This is a genomic window from Pseudomonas sp. PA1(2017) (assembly GCF_001945375.1).
Classification (GTDB): Bacteria; Pseudomonadota; Gammaproteobacteria; order Pseudomonadales; family Pseudomonadaceae; genus Aquipseudomonas.
Window position 1 is genome coordinate 104,432 of the sequence record NZ_MSXU01000012.1, and the last position, 15,704, is coordinate 120,135.

Genomic DNA, 15,704 nt, shown 5'->3' on the forward strand with positions numbered 1-15,704 from the left:
GGCGAGCGCGGCACTTGTCAAGGTCGATACTGCGTCAGTCGTCGCGGGGCGGATAACACGAAGGATGCTTTATCGCGCCGGCGATTCTACACTCCCGGCCGCACCGGCGCCGTCGCACCTTCGCGGGTCGGCGCGGTCTGTTGCTGGCGCGTGACGCGCGCGCCGAAATCGATCCAGTAAACGCCGATTGAGCATCCCTGCCGAATGAATCTTCTCAAGTCGCTGGCCGCGGTCAGTTCCATCACCATGTTGTCGCGGGTTCTGGGTTTCGTGCGCGACACCATCATGGCCCGGATCTTCGGTGCGGGTATCGCCTCGGATGCCTTCGTGGTGGCCTTCAAGCTGCCCAACCTGCTGCGCCGCATCTTCGCCGAGGGAGCGTTCTCACAGGCCTTCGTACCGATCCTGGCGGAATACAAGACGCAGAAGGGCGAGGAGGCGACGCGTACCTTCGTTGCCTACGTGGCCGGTCAACTGACGCTGATCCTGGCGCTGGTGACCCTGCTCGGCGTGCTGGCCGCGCCCTGGATCGTCTGGGCCTCGGCCCCGGGCTTCAGCGACAACCCCGAGCGCTTCGAACTGACCAGCGATCTGCTGCGGGTGACCTTTCCTTATATTCTGCTGATCTCCCTGTCGTCCTTCGCCAGCGCGCTGCTCAATACCTGGAACCGCTTCGCGGTACCGGCTTTCGTGCCGACCCTGCTCAACGTCAGCATGATCGTCTTCGCGCTGTTCCTGACTCCGTATTTCGACCCACCGATCATGGCCATGGGCTGGGCGGTGCTGGTCGGCGGCCTGTTGCAGCTGCTCTATCAATTGCCGCACCTGCGCAAGATCGGCCTCCTGGTGCTGCCGCGCCTGAACCTGCGCGACAGCGGCGTATGGCGTGTGCTGCGGCAGATGGGCCCAGCGATCCTCGGTGTGTCGGTGGCGCAGATCTCGCTGATCATCAACACCATCTTCGCCTCCTTTCTGGTCGCAGGCTCCGTGTCGTGGATGTACTACGCCGACCGCCTGATGGAACTGCCGTCCGGGGTTCTGGGCGTCGCCCTGGGCACCATCCTGCTGCCATCGCTGGCCAAGACCCACGCCGCCGAGGATCCGGCCGCCTACTCGAAGCTGCTCGACTGGGGGCTGCGCCTGTGCATCCTGCTGGCGCTGCCCTGTGCCCTGGCCCTGGCGCTACTGGCCGAGCCGCTGGTGGTGTCGCTGTTCCAGTACGGCAACTTCACAGCGCATGACGCCGACATGACCCAGCGCGCCTTGCTGGCTTATTCGCTGGGCCTGTTGGGCATGCTGCTGGTCAAGGTGCTGGCGCCTGCCTTCTATGCGCGCCAGGACATTCGCACGCCAGTGCGCATCGCCATGTTCACCCTGCTGATGACTCAGGTGATGAACGTACTGTTCGTCTTCGTGATTCGTCTGGAGCATGCCGGCCTGGCCCTGGCCATTGGGCTGGCCGCCTGCATCAACGCCGGCCTGCTGTTCTGGAAGTTACGTGCTCGCGGCTTCTACCAGCCGCAGCCAGGCTGGGGGATGTTCGCCAGCAAGCTGCTGGCGGCGCTGCTGGTGATGGTCGTGGTGCTGGTCGGCATGCTCTGGCTGATGCCGGCGTGGAGCGACGGCAACATGTTGGCGCGTCTGCTGCGCCTGGGGGCGCTGGTGGCCGCTGGTGCGCTGAGCTATTTCGCGGTGCTGGGCATCCTCGGTTTCCGCCTGCGCGACTTCTCCCGGCGCTCGGTGGCCTGAACCGCCGCCGTGTCGATGAGCAGTGCCGGTAACGGAGCGCCGTATCCGCTACCCGGCGCCAGCCGCTGTGCGTATAATTGGCCACTTTGTGAGCAAGAAGCGCGTTATGCAGCTGGTTCAAGGCCTTCATAATCTGCGGCCCCAGCATCGGGGCTGTGTCGCCACCATCGGTAATTTCGACGGCGTTCACCGTGGCCACCAGGCGATTCTGGCCCGTTTGCGTGAGCGCGCGGCAGAGCTGGGCGTGCCGAGCTGCGTGGTGCTGTTCGAGCCGCAGCCGCGTGAATACTTCGACCCCGAAGGCGCGCCGGCACGTCTGAGCCGCCTGCGTGACAAGCTCGCCCTGCTGGCTGCCGAAGGCGTCGACCGGGTGCTGTGCCTGACCTTCAACCCGCGTTTGCGTGAATTGAGCGCCGCCGAATTCGTGCAGCGCGTGCTGGTCGACGGGCTCGGCGTGCTGCATCTGGAAGTGGGCGATGATTTCCGCTTCGGCTGCGACCGCGCCGGTGACTTCGCCTTTCTGGCCGAGGCCGCGCAGCGTGAAGGCTTCAGTGTCGAAGCGGCCAAGACCGTGGTGATCGACGAGCAGCGGGTGAGCAGCACGCGAGTGCGAGAGGCCCTGGCCAGCGGCGACTTCACCGTCGCCGAACGCATGCTCGGCCGGCCCTTTCGCATCGTCGGGCGGGTGCTGCATGGGCAGAAGCTGGGCCGCCAGCTCAATGCGCCGACCGCCAACGTGCAGCTCAAGCGCAAACGTGTACCGCTGACCGGGGTGTATCTGGTCAGCGTCGAGATAGACGGCCAGCCATGGCCGGGCGTCGCCAATATCGGCGTGCGCCCCAGCGTGGCCGGTGACGGGAGCGCCCACCTCGAGGTGCACCTGCTGGATTTTGCCGGTGACCTGTATGGCCGGCGTTTGACGGTGGCTTTCCACCACAAGCTGCGCGATGAGCAGCGTTTCGCCTCGCTCGAGGCATTGAAGACGGCCATTGCGGCCGACATTGCCGCTGCCCGCGACCATTGGCAGCGCCAACCGCTGATGAAGAGCCCGACATGACCGATTACAAAGCCACGCTGAACCTGCCCGATACTCCCTTCCCGATGAAGGCTGGCCTGCCGCAACGCGAGCCGCAGACCCTGCAGCGCTGGATTGATATTGGTCTGTACGAAAAGCTGCGCAAGGCCGGTGAAGGCCGCCCGAAATTCGTGCTGCACGACGGCCCGCCCTATGCCAACGGCAGCATTCATATCGGTCACGCGCTGAACAAGATCCTCAAGGACATCATCACCCGCTCCAAGACCCTGGCCGGCTATGACGCGCCGTACGTGCCGGGTTGGGATTGCCACGGCCTGCCGATCGAGCACAAGGTCGAGACCACTTTTGGCAAGAACCAGCCGGCCGACCTGACCCGCGAGCGTTGCCGCACTTACGCGGCCGAGCAGGTCGAGGAGCAGAAGGCCAACTTCATTCGCCTCGGTGTGCTGGGTGACTGGAACAACCCGTACCTGACCATGAATTTCGCCAACGAGGCCGGCGAGATCCGCGCCCTGGCGGAAATGGTCAAGAACGGTTTCGTGTTCAAAGGCCTCAAGCCAGTCAACTTCTGCTTCGACTGTGGCTCGGCCCTGGCCGAGGCCGAGGTCGAGTACCAGGACAAGAAATCCGAAGCCATCGACGTGGCCTTCCCGGTCGAGGATGCCGACAAGCTGGCCGCCGCCTTCGGTCTGGCCAGCCTGAGCAAGCCGACCGCCATCGTCATCTGGACCACCACGCCGTGGACCATCCCGGCCAACCAGGCGCTGAACGTGCACCCGGAATTCACCTACGCGCTGGTGGACGTGGGCGACCGCCTGCTGCTGCTGGCCGAGGAAATGGTCGAGAGCTGCCTGCAGCGCTTCGGCCTCGAAGGCCAGGTGGTCGCCACAGCGGAAGGCTCGGCGCTGGAACTGATCAATTTCCGTCACCCGTTCTATGACCGCCTGTCGCCGCTGTACCTGGCCGAGTACGTCGAGCTGGGCGCCGGTACCGGTATCGTCCACTCCGCGCCCGCCTACGGGGAGGACGACTTCCAGAGCTGCAAGCGCTACGGCATGAGCAACGACGAAATTCTCAACCCGGTGCAGAGCAACGGTGTGTACGTCGACTCGCTGCCGTTCTTCGGCGGCCAGTTCATCTGGAAGGCCACGCCGGCCATCGTCGCCAAGCTCGAAGAAGTGGGCGCGCTGCTCAAGCACGCCACCATCAGCCACAGCTACATGCACTGCTGGCGGCACAAGACGCCGCTGATCTACCGCGCCACCGCGCAGTGGTTCGTCGGCATGGATACCAAACCCAAGGAGGGTGGCACCCTGCGTGAGCGCTCCCTGGCGGCCATCGAAGACACCAAGTTCGTCCCGGCCTGGGGCCAGGCGCGCCTGCACAGCATGATCGCCGGCCGCCCGGACTGGTGCATCTCGCGTCAGCGCAACTGGGGCGTGCCCATCCCGTTCTTTACCCACAAGGAGAGCGGCGAGCTGCACCCGCGTACTGTGGAATTGATGGAAGAGGTCGCCAAGCGCGTCGAGCAAGAGGGCATCGAAGCCTGGTTCAAGCTGGACGCTGCCGAGCTGCTCGGTGCCGAGGCCGACCAGTACGACAAGAGCCGCGACACCCTGGACGTGTGGTTCGATTCCGGTACCACCCACTGGCACGTGCTGCGCGGCTCCCACGCCGATCTGGCGCACAGCAGCGGCCCGGTTGCCGATCTGTACCTGGAAGGCTCCGACCAGCACCGTGGTTGGTTCCACTCGTCCCTGCTGACCGGCTGCGCCATCGATGGCCACGCGCCGTACAAGGAACTGCTGACCCACGGCTTCACCGTCGACGAGCAGGGCCGCAAGCAGTCCAAGTCCCTCGGCAACGTGGTCGCGCCGCAGAAGGTGATCGACAGCATGGGCGCCGACATCCTGCGCCTGTGGGTCGCCTCCACCGACTACTCCGGCGAGATGGCGGTTTCCGACCAGATTCTGCAGCGCAGCGCCGATGCCTACCGGCGCATCCGCAACACCGCGCGCTTCATGCTGGCCAACCTCAATGGCTTCAATCCCGCCACCGACCTGCTGCCGGCCGAGCAGATGCTCGATCTCGACCGCTGGGCCGTCGACGCCACCGCGCGTCTGCAGGACGAGCTGACCGACGCCTACGGCGAGTACCGTTTCTGGAACGTGTATTCCAAGGTCCACAACTTCTGCGTGCAGGAGCTGGGTGGCTTCTACCTGGACATCATCAAGGACCGTCAGTACACCACCGCGCCGGACAGCGTTGCCCGCCGTTCCTGCCAGAGCGCGCTGTTCCACATCTGCGAAGCGCTGGTACGCTGGGTCGCCCCGATCCTGTCGTTCACCGCCGAGGAAATCTGGCAGTTCCTGCCGGGCGAGCGCGCCGAGTCGGTGATGCTGGCCACCTGGTACGAGAGCCTGGCACGCCTGCCGGAAGGCTTCGAACTGGACAACGCCTATTGGGAGCGCGTCATGGCGGTCAAGGGCGCGGTCAACAAGGAACTGGAAAATCTGCGCGCGAGCAAGGCCATCGGTGCCAGCCTTCAGGCCGAAGTCACCCTGTTCGGTGACGACGCCCTGCGTGATGACCTGGCCAAGCTCGGCGACGAACTGCGCTTTGCGCTGATCACTTCCGCCGCCGCCACCGCGCCGCTGAGCGATGCTCCGGCCGATGCCGTGGTCACCGAGGTCGAAGGGTTGAAGCTGAAGATCGTCAAGTCTGCCCACGCCAAGTGCGGCCGTTGCTGGCACCTGCGCGCCGATGTCGGTACTTATGCCGAGCATCCGGAGTTGTGCGGCCGTTGTATCAGCAACATCGAAGGTTCGGGCGAGGTGCGCCACCATGCGTAACGCCCTGGCCCGCATCGCGGAGATGAACCAATGAGCGCACGTTTCGGCAAACTCGGCTGGGTGTGGCTCAGTGTCGTGGTGTTCGTGATCGACCAGATCACCAAGTTCTGGTTCGACAACAACCTGCAGATGTACGAACGCATCACCGTCATTCCCCAAGTACTGGACTGGACCCTGGCCTACAACACCGGCGCGGCCTTCAGCTTCCTGGCCGGTGCCTCCGGCTGGCAGCGCTGGCTGTTCACCCTGATCGCGGTGGTGGTCAGCGTGATTCTGGTGGTGTGGATGAAGCGCCTCAAGGCCGATGAAACCTGGTTGGCCGTCGGCTTGGCCCTGGTGCTCGGCGGCGCGCTGGGCAACCTGGTGGACCGGGTGATCTTCGGCCACGTGGTCGATTTCATCCTGGTGCACTGGCAGAGCAGCTGGTATTTCCCGGCCTTCAATATCGCCGACAGCGCGATCACCGTAGGCGCCGTCCTGCTGGCGCTGGACATGTTCAAGAGCAAGAAGCCTGAAGAAGAGGTGGCACGTGACTGATGTACGTATCGGCCCGGATCGGCAGGTCACCCTGCATTTCGCGCTGAAGCTGGATAACGGCGATGTGGTCGACAGCACCTTCGACAAGCAGCCGGCCACCTTCAAGGTCGGCGACGGCAACCTGCTGCCGGGTTTCGAGGCCGCGCTCTACGGCTTCAAGGCCGGCGACAAGCGCAGCCTGACCGTCGAGCCCGAGCAGGGCTTCGGCCAGCACAACCCGCAGAACGTGCAGGTCATGCCGCGCTCGCAGTTCCAGGAGATGGAGCTGTCCGAAGGGCTGCTGGTGATCTTCAACGACGCCGCCAATACCGAGCTGCCAGGCGTGGTCAAGGAGTTCGACGACGCCCAGGTGACCATCGACTTCAACCACCCGCTGGCCGGCAAGACGCTGACCTTCGACGTCGAGATCATTGAGGTCAAAGCCGTCTAGGCAGTGTAGGATGAGTGCCTTGTCGCCCGCTAAAACAGAGGCCGCACCATGAGCGTACAGCGTTCCCCCATCGTGTCGGAGTTCGAGACTCAGGAATTGGCGGACAGCCACGACGGCTGGTTTCGCCGCAAGGTCGCGGAATCTCTCGCGGACTCTCGCGTTGTGGTTGCTCATGATCAGGTGATGGCCGATGTCGAGGCCGTCATCAGCGAGGCAGAGGCACGGCGGCGGAGTAAGGATTGATGCTGCCGATCGTCTGGCGCGCCACTGCCAGGGACGATCTTTTGCAGATCATTCGCTACATCGCCAATGAAGACCCCAAAGCTGCCAGGCAGCTAAAAGAGCGATTGGAGTCGGTTGTGCTGCCGTTGGCCGAGCATCCCTATCTATATCGTTTTGGTCGGGTGCCCGGAACACGCGAGCTGATCGCTCATCCAAACTACATTCTGGTTTACCGAGTAGCCGCTGACGCTGTGGAAGTGGTGAATGTTCTTCATGCTCGTCAGCAGTATCCTTGAGACGCTGTTCGGCGCCGCGCAATCGAGACAACCAACATGCATATCAAACTCGCCAATCCCCGCGGTTTCTGCGCCGGTGTCGACCGCGCCATCGAGATCGTCAACCGCGCCCTCGAGGTGTTCGGCCCGCCGATCTACGTACGTCATGAAGTGGTGCACAACAAGTTCGTGGTCGAGGACCTGCGCAACCGTGGCGCGGTGTTCGTCGAAGAGCTGGACCAGGTGCCCGATGACGTGATCGTCATCTTCAGCGCCCACGGCGTGTCCCAGGTGGTACGTAACGAAGCCGCCAATCGCGGCCTGAAAGTGTTCGACGCCACCTGTCCGCTGGTCACCAAGGTGCATCTGGAAGTGGTGCGCTATAGCCGCGATGGCCGCGAGTGCATCCTCATCGGCCACGAAGGCCACCCGGAAGTCGAAGGCACCATGGGCCAATACGACGCCAGCAATGGTGGCGCGATCTACCTGGTCGAGGACGAGGACGACGTCGCCACGCTGCAGGTACGCGATCCAGACAACCTGGCCTTCGTCACCCAGACCACCTTGTCGATGGACGACACCAGCAAGGTCATCGACGCCCTGCGCGCGCGCTTCCCCAACATCGGTGGGCCGCGCAAGGACGATATCTGCTACGCCACCCAGAATCGCCAGGATGCGGTCAAGCAACTGGCTGACGAGTGCGACGTGCTGCTGGTGGTCGGCAGCCCGAACAGCTCCAACTCCAATCGCCTGCGCGAGCTGGCAGAGCGCATGGGCACCCCGGCCTACCTGATCGACGGCGCCGAAGACCTCAAGCGTGAGTGGTTCGAAGGCGCCAAGGGCATCGGCATCACTGCTGGTGCATCGGCTCCGGAAGTGCTGGTGCGCGGGGTGATCGACAAGCTCGGCGAATGGGGCGCCAGCAACGTCCAGGAACTGGACGGCCGCCCGGAGAACGTGACGTTCTCCATGCCCAAGGAGCTGCGGCTCAAAGCGGTTTAACACGGCCGTCAACTGCGTCCCGCGGGCGGCGCCAGGTACAGACCGGGGCCCGGCGCACTCCCATGGGGCGCAGCGTCAAGACAGTGATCGCCAGCTTGCAAATGGTCGCCAGCGAGTTTGAATGACTCGGGCCGCTGCTGTGTCTGTACCTGCGTGGCTCATCCAGCGTTTTCTAGCAAGATTCCGCCAGCTTGCGGCTCTCGCAGGCAATTTCCCGCCAGCTAGTGCCTTTCTTGGGCGGGTGCTGATGCTCTATATAGGGCTCTTGGCTTTCTGGCACAGCATCTGCAAAGAGATGACACTCAGTGCCCTTCGTGGCGTACAACTATAATGACAAGCGTGAGGTTCCGTTATGGAAAGCATCAGCACGTGGTCTGTCTCTGTGCCTACAGGCCCTGCATCCCGGCACATCTGCTCGATCTTCGACGTTATGGCCACGCAAGCTGGCTGGAAGGTGCGACCGTTAGCTCCACACAATTTCCTATGAATGAGATGCTCGCCCGCAGGCCCGATTGAGACCATGAATCCCGCGGCCATTTATGGCGCTGATTGCGTCGGCGCGATAGGGGTCGCTCAGTGGAGGAGCGCTCGTGGCATGTGTATCAATTTGTTTCCGGTGAGGAGCCGGCTGTCCACCTGCGTACCTTGGTGGTCGACCGAATATATACTTTTTTGCTTTTCTATCGCTTGAAACCAGGGTGCAACAGTAATTCTCTAAACTCCAATATGTATTTAATTGCCTGGAAAGGAGCGAGCGTCTGGTTATTCAATAGGTTCGCTAGTTGAGTGAATTATTATCCGGATTAATTATTTTTTTGCCTTGCTTATTTATCGCTGAAGCAAGTGCTGTGCTGTTGGCGTCAATATCCGGTCTTCGTCGAAGGCCGCGCGCCAGAGCACGTGGCGCTTGTTTAGCAGTGTCACCGTAGTTTGGTTTTTCGGGTGGGGCTGTATTGAGCGATTGGATTAAAAAGACAAGCGGTATGGCATTACGTCGGAGCGCTATTTTTTTTAACCTCCCATTGAACTGATCCTTTTAGGGGTAGTCACTACTTCGGGTAAAAGCAAAAGCGTTCCAGAGGTGGTTATCGATTGCAGCCGCGCGTTGCGAGGTTTCCGCCGAAAAAATAATCATAATGTCGATACTGTTCGCTCTTCAAAAGTTAGCGGCCAAGAGGCGTATTGTCTGTTCGATATGCATCTTGAAAGTGTGCCGCGTATCGGCGGGAACTGTGAGAGGCTTTTTGATGGTCGAACCAATCTCCAATTGCCAAGAGTCATGCACGTGTCTAAGTGACACGCTGAAATTGGGCGTGTCCCTGCCGGTGATCAGTCAGAATGTCGATATTCTCGTTTGCGGGGAAACCGGCACCGGGAAAGACATGCTGGCGCAGCTCATTCACAAACATTCTGGACGTTCTGGTGCCTTTGTAGGGCTTAACTGCGCAGCCATCCCGGAGTCGCTCGCCGAAAGTCAGCTCTTCGGTGCCGCCAGCGGTGCCTATACCGGGGCTATGCGCGCGCGGTCAGGTTATATCGAGGCCTCCGACAAGGGCACCTTGTACCTGGATGAGATCGACAGCATGCCCCTGGCGTTGCAGGCCAAGCTCCTGCGTGTTCTGGAAGAGCGCGGCGTGGGGCGGCTAGGCAGTACGGACTTCATTCCCCTCGATCTAAGAGTCATTGCCTCCGCCCAGCGGCCATTGGCAAAGTTGGTGAAACAAGGACGTTTTCGTAGCGATCTGTTCTTTCGTCTCAATGCGGTGACTGTTCGACTTCCGCCGCTGCGCGAGCGGCGCGGCGAAATATTGCCATTGTTCGAAAGTTTCGCGCGCACGGCGGCAGCCCGTCTCAAGCGAGAGGTGCCCGTTCTCGAGGCTTCTGTTGCGATGCTGCTACTCGGTCATTCCTGGCCAGGTAATGTTCGTGAACTGCAGTCGGCGGCCAAACGTTTTGTGATGGGGTTCTCGTTACTGAGTTCTGGTGCGTTGGCAATGGAACATGTCCGCACGCATAGCGGTTTGCGAGTGCAGATGAAACGAATTGAAAAAGCACTTATCACCGATGCTTTACACCGTCACGGAGGGCGCCTGGACGCCGTGTCCAAAGAACTTAGTGTTCCTAGGCGAACGCTGCATTTTCGTATCAGGGAACTGGCGTGTACTACCGGTGCGCTCAAGGAGCAATCACTTCAGGGTTGACTCGTCGCATAGGTAATATTCCAGTGGTCGGGGATGAAGTATGGAGTCTGCTCTAGATCTGTTGGTGCTCGAGAATGGAATTTCGAGTTTGGACGTATTAGGACAGAGTATTTCCGAGTTGGGTATTGATGTGCTGCTGTTGGGTGAAACGGGCACTGGCAAGGATACGGTCGCGCGACATCTACACAAACTTTCAAGGCCCAAGGGGCCCTTCGTCGCGGTGAATTGCGCGGCCATCCCGGAAACCTTGTTCGAGAGCGAACTATTCGGTGTCAATGCCGGGGCTTTCACCGGGGCGGATAGAGACCGCAGCGGCTATTTCGAAGCGGCACACAGGGGCACGCTTTATCTCGACGAGATCGACAGCATGCCGCTCAATCTGCAGGTCAAGCTCCTGAGGGTCTTGGAGAGCCGCCAGGTTGAGCGCTTGGGATCGACTCGGGTCATACCCCTGGATATAGGTGTAGTGGCCTCCGCCCAGCGTTCGCTCGATCTGCTGATGGAGGGGGGGCTGTTTCGCCGCGATCTGTATTACCGGCTTAGTGTGATGAGTCTCAGCCTGCCGCCGCTGCGTCAGCGCCCCGGCCATATCGTGTCGGTTTTCAGGCATTTCGTTGCCACTGCCGAGGTCGAGCTCAACATGCCTGCCCCGGTGATCGACGAGCGGGTCGAAGTGCTGCTGCTCAGCCATGGTTGGCCTGGCAATTACCGCGAGCTCAAATCCGCCGCTCGACGCCACGTACTCGGCATGCCGCTGATCGACGACGACCCGGACGAGTCCTCGGAAACTGGCCTCAAGAACCAGTTGCGGCTGATCGAGAAGACCCTCATCCAGCAGTCGCTCAAGCGCAATGACCACTGCATTGCCGCGGTCACCAGTGAGCTGGATATCCCTCGCCGCACCCTCTACCAGCGGATGAAGGATCTCGATGTGTGAAAGGCCATTGCCCGGAAAAGTTCGCCGCACTGGTGGAACCGATTGGCGTACCGACGCCACCCAGGCTGCACAACGATAAACGTTGTGACCACATACAGAGGATAGACGCCATGTCTCTTACCGGTATCCAGAACTTTTTCAACAACGGGCTGCAGAATTTCAATGAAATCGGCTCGCGTCAGGATGGCGCGAACGCGCTTCGTAACGCCAGTACCAACAACAAGACGCTCGATGAAACGATCAAGCAAGGGGAGCTGGACGACCAGGCCGGCGCCCAGCGAAAGGCGGCCGTAAGCGAGGCCGCGCGCAAGAACGCCGATGTCGCCGCCGCCGACGGTATCAAGTCGATGGCGCAGGACACCGCCAACAAGAGCATCAGTTCCGCCATTACCGCCGGCAAGGGCATCCAGTACTGAGACCTCTGCCGAGGCACGTGAATGCCTATTCATCTTAATGGGGGCGTAGAGCCGATATGAACATGATAAGCAACAACCTGGCCCTGGACACCAGTAACCGGGTGGGTTTCTCCGACAGATCCATGGGCCAGAACCAGACGCAGAGTCTGGACGACGTCATCAAGAAACTGGTGCAGCTGCTGATGAAGGCCGGCGGAGGCGACTCCGGTCTCGGGCAGATGGTTAACGACAAACTCGGCGGCCAGGGTGGCCAGGGTGGCGGCCTAGGCGGGCCGGGCGGTGGCCTGGGCGGTGCCGGTGCGCAGGGCGGTGACCTGCAGCAACTGCTGACCAAGCTGCTGGAGCAACTTATTGGTGAAAAGCTCGGCAAGGATTTCGGCCAGTCGCAGTCGCCAGCAGGCGGCGGTGGCGCGCCTGGTATGGGCCAGCAGGGTGGCTCGAATCTAATGGACCAGGTGCTCAGTGGCCTGGCCAAGTCCTCCTTGGATGGCATGCTCAAGCCTGAAACCAATGGGCAGGGCTCGACGTTCGAGCAGAAAGACGCCGGCATGATGATGGATGTCGCCAAGTTCATGGATGCCAACCCCAAGCAGTTTCCACCACCGGATGCCGGCTCCTGGGGCAAGGAGCTGATCGAGAACAAACACCTCGACAAAGGCGAGACCGAGGCGTTCAAGTCGGCCATCGGCATGATCGGCCAGCAACTCGATGCACGGGCTTCCGGGCAGGTGCCTGGCGGTGGCATGGGGCAGGGCGCGCAGTCGGCGCAGGATTTGGGTGGTACCGGCGGACTGGGCAGCCCGTCCGGTGCGTCGTCCCAAGCCGGTGGCGACATTCTCAAGCAACTGAGCGAGGCGATTGGCGGCGTGATGGGCGAGCTGCAAAACCTCAGCAAGAAGCTCGACATGCAGAGCCTTGGTCAGGGGGCGGCGGAAGCGGCCGACTCGATCGTCAATCAGATGTTGCCCGGCGGTGGCAGGCAGCAGGTCTGATCGACTTCTCGCAGGCTCCATACAGGGATGCATGGGGCCGAACTCATGATGGCGTCGCGTTGCGCACGCCGAGCCGGCACTGGAGATTTGCCCAATGAATATCTTGGCAAGCGATGACCTCAACAATATCGCCAAAAAGGGTGGGATCGAACTCGAACAGGGGTTGGTCAACGAACCCTCCAGGGCGGACATCGAACTGTTCGCCTCGCTGATGCATGACCGTGGTGCCGACGAACCGAGCCGTAGTGGAGCCTTCCTGGCCGAGGCGGTGGGCGGACGCATGGGGTCGCTGGAGCAGCTGACCCAGGATGCCAAACGGGGTATGAAAGAGGTGATCAACGTCAATGATCCCTCGTCGATCGCCGACGTGAGCAGGGCCCTGTCTCGCTATTCGCTCGAGATGGCGGTGACCACCAAAGTCATAGGCAAGGGTGGTCAGGCCCTCGAAAAACTCACCAACATGCAATAGGCCAGCCCGTGAAGAAGCGACTTGCCCTGTGGTTCTGCGTGTTGATGCTGGCCGGCTGTAGCGAGCAGACCGACCTGTTCAGCGGGCTGTCCGAACAGGATGCCAACGACGTGATCGCCTCCCTGGGCGATTACCGGATCGACACGGGTAAGCGCACGGAAAAAAGTGGCATCGTCGTCTCCGTGGACCGCGCTGATACCAATCGCGCCATTCGTATCCTGGAGTCCGCCGGCCTGCCGCGCCGTGCCCGTACCAGCATCGGTGAAATCTTCAAGAAAGAGGGCGTCATCTCCACGCCCCTGGAGGAACGGGCGCGTTACATCTATGCCCTGTCCCAGGAACTCGAGTCAACGCTGTCGCAGATCGATGGCGTCATCGTCGCCCGTGTACACGTGGTGTTGCCGGAGCGGGTCGCGCCCGGTGAGCCCGTACAGCCGGCGTCGGCCGCGGTATTCATCAAGCACTCGGAACGGCTGGAGCCGGATGCCGTGCGTCAGCGCATCCAGATGATGGTATCCAGCAGCATTCCCGGCATGGCCGACACGGTCAGTGCCGACTCCGGAAAGTTTTCCATCGTCTTCGTGCCGGCAGCGGCCTTCGACGACGCCGAGCCCCTGGTCAAGTTCGGACCCTTCCTGCTCGAGGAGCACCAGTTGGGCTTCTGGCAGCGGGTCCTGTGGGGCGCGCCAGTGGTGCTCGCCTTGCTGTTGCTAGTCATCGTTCTGGCCGCGCGTGCCGACTGGCGGCAGGCATTGCTTTCGCGCCTTGCGCCGCGGCGCTCCACCACCACCTTGCCGAGCCGCACCTGATGGACGGGCTGGCAGCCGGCTGGATTCGCTGGTGGTATGCGGCCGGCGACCCCGCTTCCTCAGGATGGACCGTCGGTGCCAATGCCGAGCATATGGCCCTAGCCCTTCGCTCACCCATCAGCCGCCATGCGTGCATCGCCGAAAGCCGCGCGGTGCGACTGGCGCAACCCCCGGAGCCTCACCAGGGGCTGTTACGCTGGATCGGTTTGTCCGAAGCCGAACAGGTCTTCACGCTGCATCTCGTCGAAGGCGTATGCGCCTTGTCGCGTTCTTGTGACGCCCTGCCGAGTGTCGACGAGCGTTGGTGCCGCAGCTTGGCGAAGGCGTTACGCCCTGGGCTCTGGCTACCCGCTGGGCCGGTCGACGCACGTCTTCTGCTGGGCGCCTGGGTCGGGCCGCAGCGCTGGGCGAGGGTACGGCTGCAGTGGCCGTCGGCGGCGCTCGACGGGCTTCCGTCCGGGCTGCCTGGCCACCGCCTGGATACGCTCTGGTCAGCGGTGCTCTGGCGCGTGGGGCGGGGAGGTGAGCATGCTGGTCAAGCGTAGGCTGGCGGTGCCCGAGCAGGTGTTGCACGAGCCGCTGCTGCGTCGTGAGACCCTCGACGAGGTGCGGCGCGCCGAGCAGTTGCTCGAGCAGGCCAGGCAACAGGCGGATGAACTGCTTCAGGCTGCAGAACAGCAGTGTCAGCAGTACCTGCAGGACGCCCAGGCGGCTTTCTGGGAGCAGGCCAATTTCCAACTGCAGGCCTTCGCTGACGAGCACGCGGCACTTCAGCGCGAGGTGCTGGCCAGTCTCGACCGCCTGCTGAGCCATGCCCTGAGCCGTCTGCTCGACGAGACGGATCTGTCCCAGCGTATCCACGCCGTACTGCGCAATCTGAGCGCCAGTCCGGCTGCCCAGGCCGCGGCTACGCTCAGTTGTCATCCGCAGCAGGCGCAAGCGGTGCGGGCCTGGCTGGACGCTTCGCCATTGGCCAGCCTGTGGACCGTGCACGAGAGCCCCCAGCTCGGGTTGCAGGCGCTACGCCTGAGCCACGCCCAAGGGGCGCTGGAACTCGATTGGGATGGCTTGCGCAGCTCGCTCGCCGGCCAGCCAGCGGCGGATGCGGCGGCGCATTCACCGATGCATCTACATCAACAAGGAGATCAGGCATGACCAGTATCAACGCGTTGCGCAACGGCTTGGACCGTGTCAACAAGGAGGCCAAGGAGGGGATGATGGATGCCCTGCACCAGGCCATGGACACGGCCAGCGTCGATGATATCAATGCATACAACGATGCGGCCCGCCGGGCGCAGTTGACCGGTGCAATGGTTGGCGAGGAACTGCGTGCTCAGCATGGCCTGACCAAAGCCATCATCGATGGCATACAGTGAGTTTAACCAAGCGTTCGCGGCATGGTGTGGCGAGGGGTATCCGGCCAGCCTCGAGTGCTGGGTCGATGACGCCTCGTTCCAGATAAGCCTGCATGGCGCAGGCCTGCGCTGCAGCCTGGAGATCTGTCAGGGCTGGGATCTCCCGCGCATTGCCGTCTTGCTGGGCGAAGCGGGCGCTGGCCTGGCCTGTGGCTGCCGGGGAGCCCTGGCTTTCGATCCCCAGGCGCATGCCCTGGTGCTGGTGGAGTGGTTGCCGCTGCCCGTCCAGGCCTCGCAGATCCTGACGGCCCTGGAAAATCTGGCTAACCAGCGGGCCGCTATGCTCAGCCTGGCCAGTACTCGCACGTTCGATTTTACCGATTCCACCCCGTTCAACCCGAAGGGCATTGAAGCCCGCTGAC

Annotated in this window: 17 protein-coding genes; all 17 read left to right on the plus strand. The window is 62.2% G+C overall.

The features are described 5' to 3' along the window. Nucleotides 1–204 precede the first annotated feature (204 nt). The gene (murJ, locus tag BVH01_RS17770; RefSeq protein WP_075931578.1) at nucleotides 205–1,749 is read left to right on the plus strand and encodes a murein biosynthesis integral membrane protein MurJ; all 1,545 of its coding nucleotides are present in this window, start codon (nucleotides 205–207) and stop codon (nucleotides 1,747–1,749) included. Between the two features lie 106 nt (nucleotides 1,750–1,855). Continuing rightward, the gene (ribF, locus tag BVH01_RS17775) at nucleotides 1,856–2,806 is read left to right on the plus strand and encodes a bifunctional riboflavin kinase/FAD synthetase (protein WP_075931579.1); all 951 of its coding nucleotides are present in this window, start codon (nucleotides 1,856–1,858) and stop codon (nucleotides 2,804–2,806) included. Beyond that, entirely contained in the window at nucleotides 2,803–5,637 is a 2,835-nt protein-coding gene (gene ileS, locus BVH01_RS17780) for an isoleucine--tRNA ligase (RefSeq protein WP_075931580.1), read from the plus strand. The genes ribF and ileS overlap by 4 nt, the downstream gene beginning before the upstream one ends. 30 nt (nucleotides 5,638–5,667) lie before the next feature. Continuing rightward, nucleotides 5,668–6,174, plus strand: a complete 507-nt coding sequence (gene lspA / locus BVH01_RS17785; RefSeq protein ID WP_075931581.1) for a signal peptidase II — start codon at nucleotides 5,668–5,670, stop codon at nucleotides 6,172–6,174. Continuing rightward, entirely contained in the window at nucleotides 6,167–6,604 is a 438-nt protein-coding gene (gene fkpB, locus BVH01_RS17790) for an FKBP-type peptidyl-prolyl cis-trans isomerase (RefSeq protein WP_075931582.1), read from the plus strand. The genes lspA and fkpB overlap by 8 nt, the downstream gene beginning before the upstream one ends. Before the next feature lie 48 nt (nucleotides 6,605–6,652). Continuing rightward, nucleotides 6,653–6,847, plus strand: coding sequence for a stability determinant (locus tag BVH01_RS17795; RefSeq protein WP_075931583.1), 195 nt, complete (start codon nucleotides 6,653–6,655; stop codon nucleotides 6,845–6,847). Then, nucleotides 6,847–7,122: a type II toxin-antitoxin system RelE/ParE family toxin gene (locus BVH01_RS17800; protein ID WP_013789853.1), complete on the plus strand. Its 276-nt coding sequence runs from the start codon at nucleotides 6,847–6,849 to the stop codon at nucleotides 7,120–7,122. The genes BVH01_RS17795 and BVH01_RS17800 overlap by 1 nt, the downstream gene beginning before the upstream one ends. A gap of 36 nt (nucleotides 7,123–7,158) precedes the next feature. After that, complete coding sequence (gene ispH / locus BVH01_RS17805) at nucleotides 7,159–8,103, plus strand: 4-hydroxy-3-methylbut-2-enyl diphosphate reductase (RefSeq protein ID WP_075931584.1); 945 nt, start codon at nucleotides 7,159–7,161, stop codon at nucleotides 8,101–8,103. 1,247 nt (nucleotides 8,104–9,350) lie between these two features. Next, nucleotides 9,351–10,304: a sigma 54-interacting transcriptional regulator gene (locus BVH01_RS17810; RefSeq protein WP_075931683.1), complete on the plus strand. Its 954-nt coding sequence runs from the start codon at nucleotides 9,351–9,353 to the stop codon at nucleotides 10,302–10,304. Nucleotides 10,305–10,344: 40 nt separating this feature from the next. Continuing rightward, nucleotides 10,345–11,241 carry a sigma 54-interacting transcriptional regulator gene (locus BVH01_RS17815; protein ID WP_075931585.1) on the plus strand — a complete coding sequence of 299 codons (897 nt, stop codon included), beginning with the start codon at nucleotides 10,345–10,347 and terminating at the stop codon, nucleotides 11,239–11,241. A 110-nt stretch (nucleotides 11,242–11,351) separates the two neighbouring features. Beyond that, entirely contained in the window at nucleotides 11,352–11,657 is a 306-nt protein-coding gene (locus tag BVH01_RS17820) for a hypothetical protein (protein ID WP_075931586.1), read from the plus strand. A gap of 56 nt (nucleotides 11,658–11,713) precedes the next feature. Further along, nucleotides 11,714–12,649: a hypothetical protein gene (locus BVH01_RS17825; RefSeq protein ID WP_075931587.1), complete on the plus strand. Its 936-nt coding sequence runs from the start codon at nucleotides 11,714–11,716 to the stop codon at nucleotides 12,647–12,649. Between the two features lie 94 nt (nucleotides 12,650–12,743). Then, nucleotides 12,744–13,118, plus strand: a complete 375-nt coding sequence (gene sctI / locus BVH01_RS17830) for a type III secretion system inner rod subunit SctI (RefSeq protein WP_075931588.1) — start codon at nucleotides 12,744–12,746, stop codon at nucleotides 13,116–13,118. A gap of 44 nt (nucleotides 13,119–13,162) precedes the next feature. After that, a complete protein-coding gene (gene sctJ / locus BVH01_RS17835; RefSeq protein WP_371915309.1) occupies nucleotides 13,163–13,927 on the plus strand; it encodes a type III secretion system inner membrane ring lipoprotein SctJ in 765 nt (254 codons plus the stop codon). A 528-nt stretch (nucleotides 13,928–14,455) separates the two neighbouring features. Next, nucleotides 14,456–15,082, plus strand: coding sequence for a type III secretion system stator protein SctL (sctL, locus tag BVH01_RS24690; protein WP_075931590.1), 627 nt, complete (start codon nucleotides 14,456–14,458; stop codon nucleotides 15,080–15,082). Further along, complete coding sequence (locus BVH01_RS17850; protein ID WP_075931591.1) at nucleotides 15,079–15,303, plus strand: type III secretion protein; 225 nt, start codon at nucleotides 15,079–15,081, stop codon at nucleotides 15,301–15,303. The genes sctL and BVH01_RS17850 overlap by 4 nt, the downstream gene beginning before the upstream one ends. Next, complete coding sequence (locus BVH01_RS17855) at nucleotides 15,290–15,703, plus strand: hypothetical protein (protein ID WP_075931592.1); 414 nt, start codon at nucleotides 15,290–15,292, stop codon at nucleotides 15,701–15,703. The genes BVH01_RS17850 and BVH01_RS17855 overlap by 14 nt, the downstream gene beginning before the upstream one ends. The last annotated feature ends 1 nt before the right edge of the window (nucleotide 15,704 follow it).

Coding starts and splice junctions, on each gene's coding strand:
- BVH01_RS17820 (WP_075931586.1), top strand. CDS start 11,352: ATGTCTCTTACCGGTATCCAGAACTTTTTCAACAACGGGCTGCAGAAT.
- BVH01_RS17795 (WP_075931583.1), top strand. CDS start 6,653: ATGAGCGTACAGCGTTCCCCCATCGTGTCGGAGTTCGAGACTCAGGAA.
- sctL (WP_075931590.1), top strand. CDS start 14,456: ATGCTGGTCAAGCGTAGGCTGGCGGTGCCCGAGCAGGTGTTGCACGAG.
- lspA (WP_075931581.1), top strand. CDS start 5,668: ATGAGCGCACGTTTCGGCAAACTCGGCTGGGTGTGGCTCAGTGTCGTG.
- sctJ (WP_371915309.1), top strand. CDS start 13,163: ATGCTGGCCGGCTGTAGCGAGCAGACCGACCTGTTCAGCGGGCTGTCC.
- BVH01_RS17800 (WP_013789853.1), top strand. CDS start 6,847: ATGCTGCCGATCGTCTGGCGCGCCACTGCCAGGGACGATCTTTTGCAG.
- ispH (WP_075931584.1), top strand. CDS start 7,159: ATGCATATCAAACTCGCCAATCCCCGCGGTTTCTGCGCCGGTGTCGAC.
- BVH01_RS17855 (WP_075931592.1), top strand. CDS start 15,290: ATGGCATACAGTGAGTTTAACCAAGCGTTCGCGGCATGGTGTGGCGAG.
- BVH01_RS17810 (WP_075931683.1), top strand. CDS start 9,351: ATGGTCGAACCAATCTCCAATTGCCAAGAGTCATGCACGTGTCTAAGT.
- BVH01_RS17815 (WP_075931585.1), top strand. CDS start 10,345: ATGGAGTCTGCTCTAGATCTGTTGGTGCTCGAGAATGGAATTTCGAGT.
- BVH01_RS17850 (WP_075931591.1), top strand. CDS start 15,079: ATGACCAGTATCAACGCGTTGCGCAACGGCTTGGACCGTGTCAACAAG.
- ribF (WP_075931579.1), top strand. CDS start 1,856: ATGCAGCTGGTTCAAGGCCTTCATAATCTGCGGCCCCAGCATCGGGGC.
- murJ (WP_075931578.1), top strand. CDS start 205: ATGAATCTTCTCAAGTCGCTGGCCGCGGTCAGTTCCATCACCATGTTG.
- BVH01_RS17825 (WP_075931587.1), top strand. CDS start 11,714: ATGAACATGATAAGCAACAACCTGGCCCTGGACACCAGTAACCGGGTG.
- ileS (WP_075931580.1), top strand. CDS start 2,803: ATGACCGATTACAAAGCCACGCTGAACCTGCCCGATACTCCCTTCCCG.
- sctI (WP_075931588.1), top strand. CDS start 12,744: ATGAATATCTTGGCAAGCGATGACCTCAACAATATCGCCAAAAAGGGT.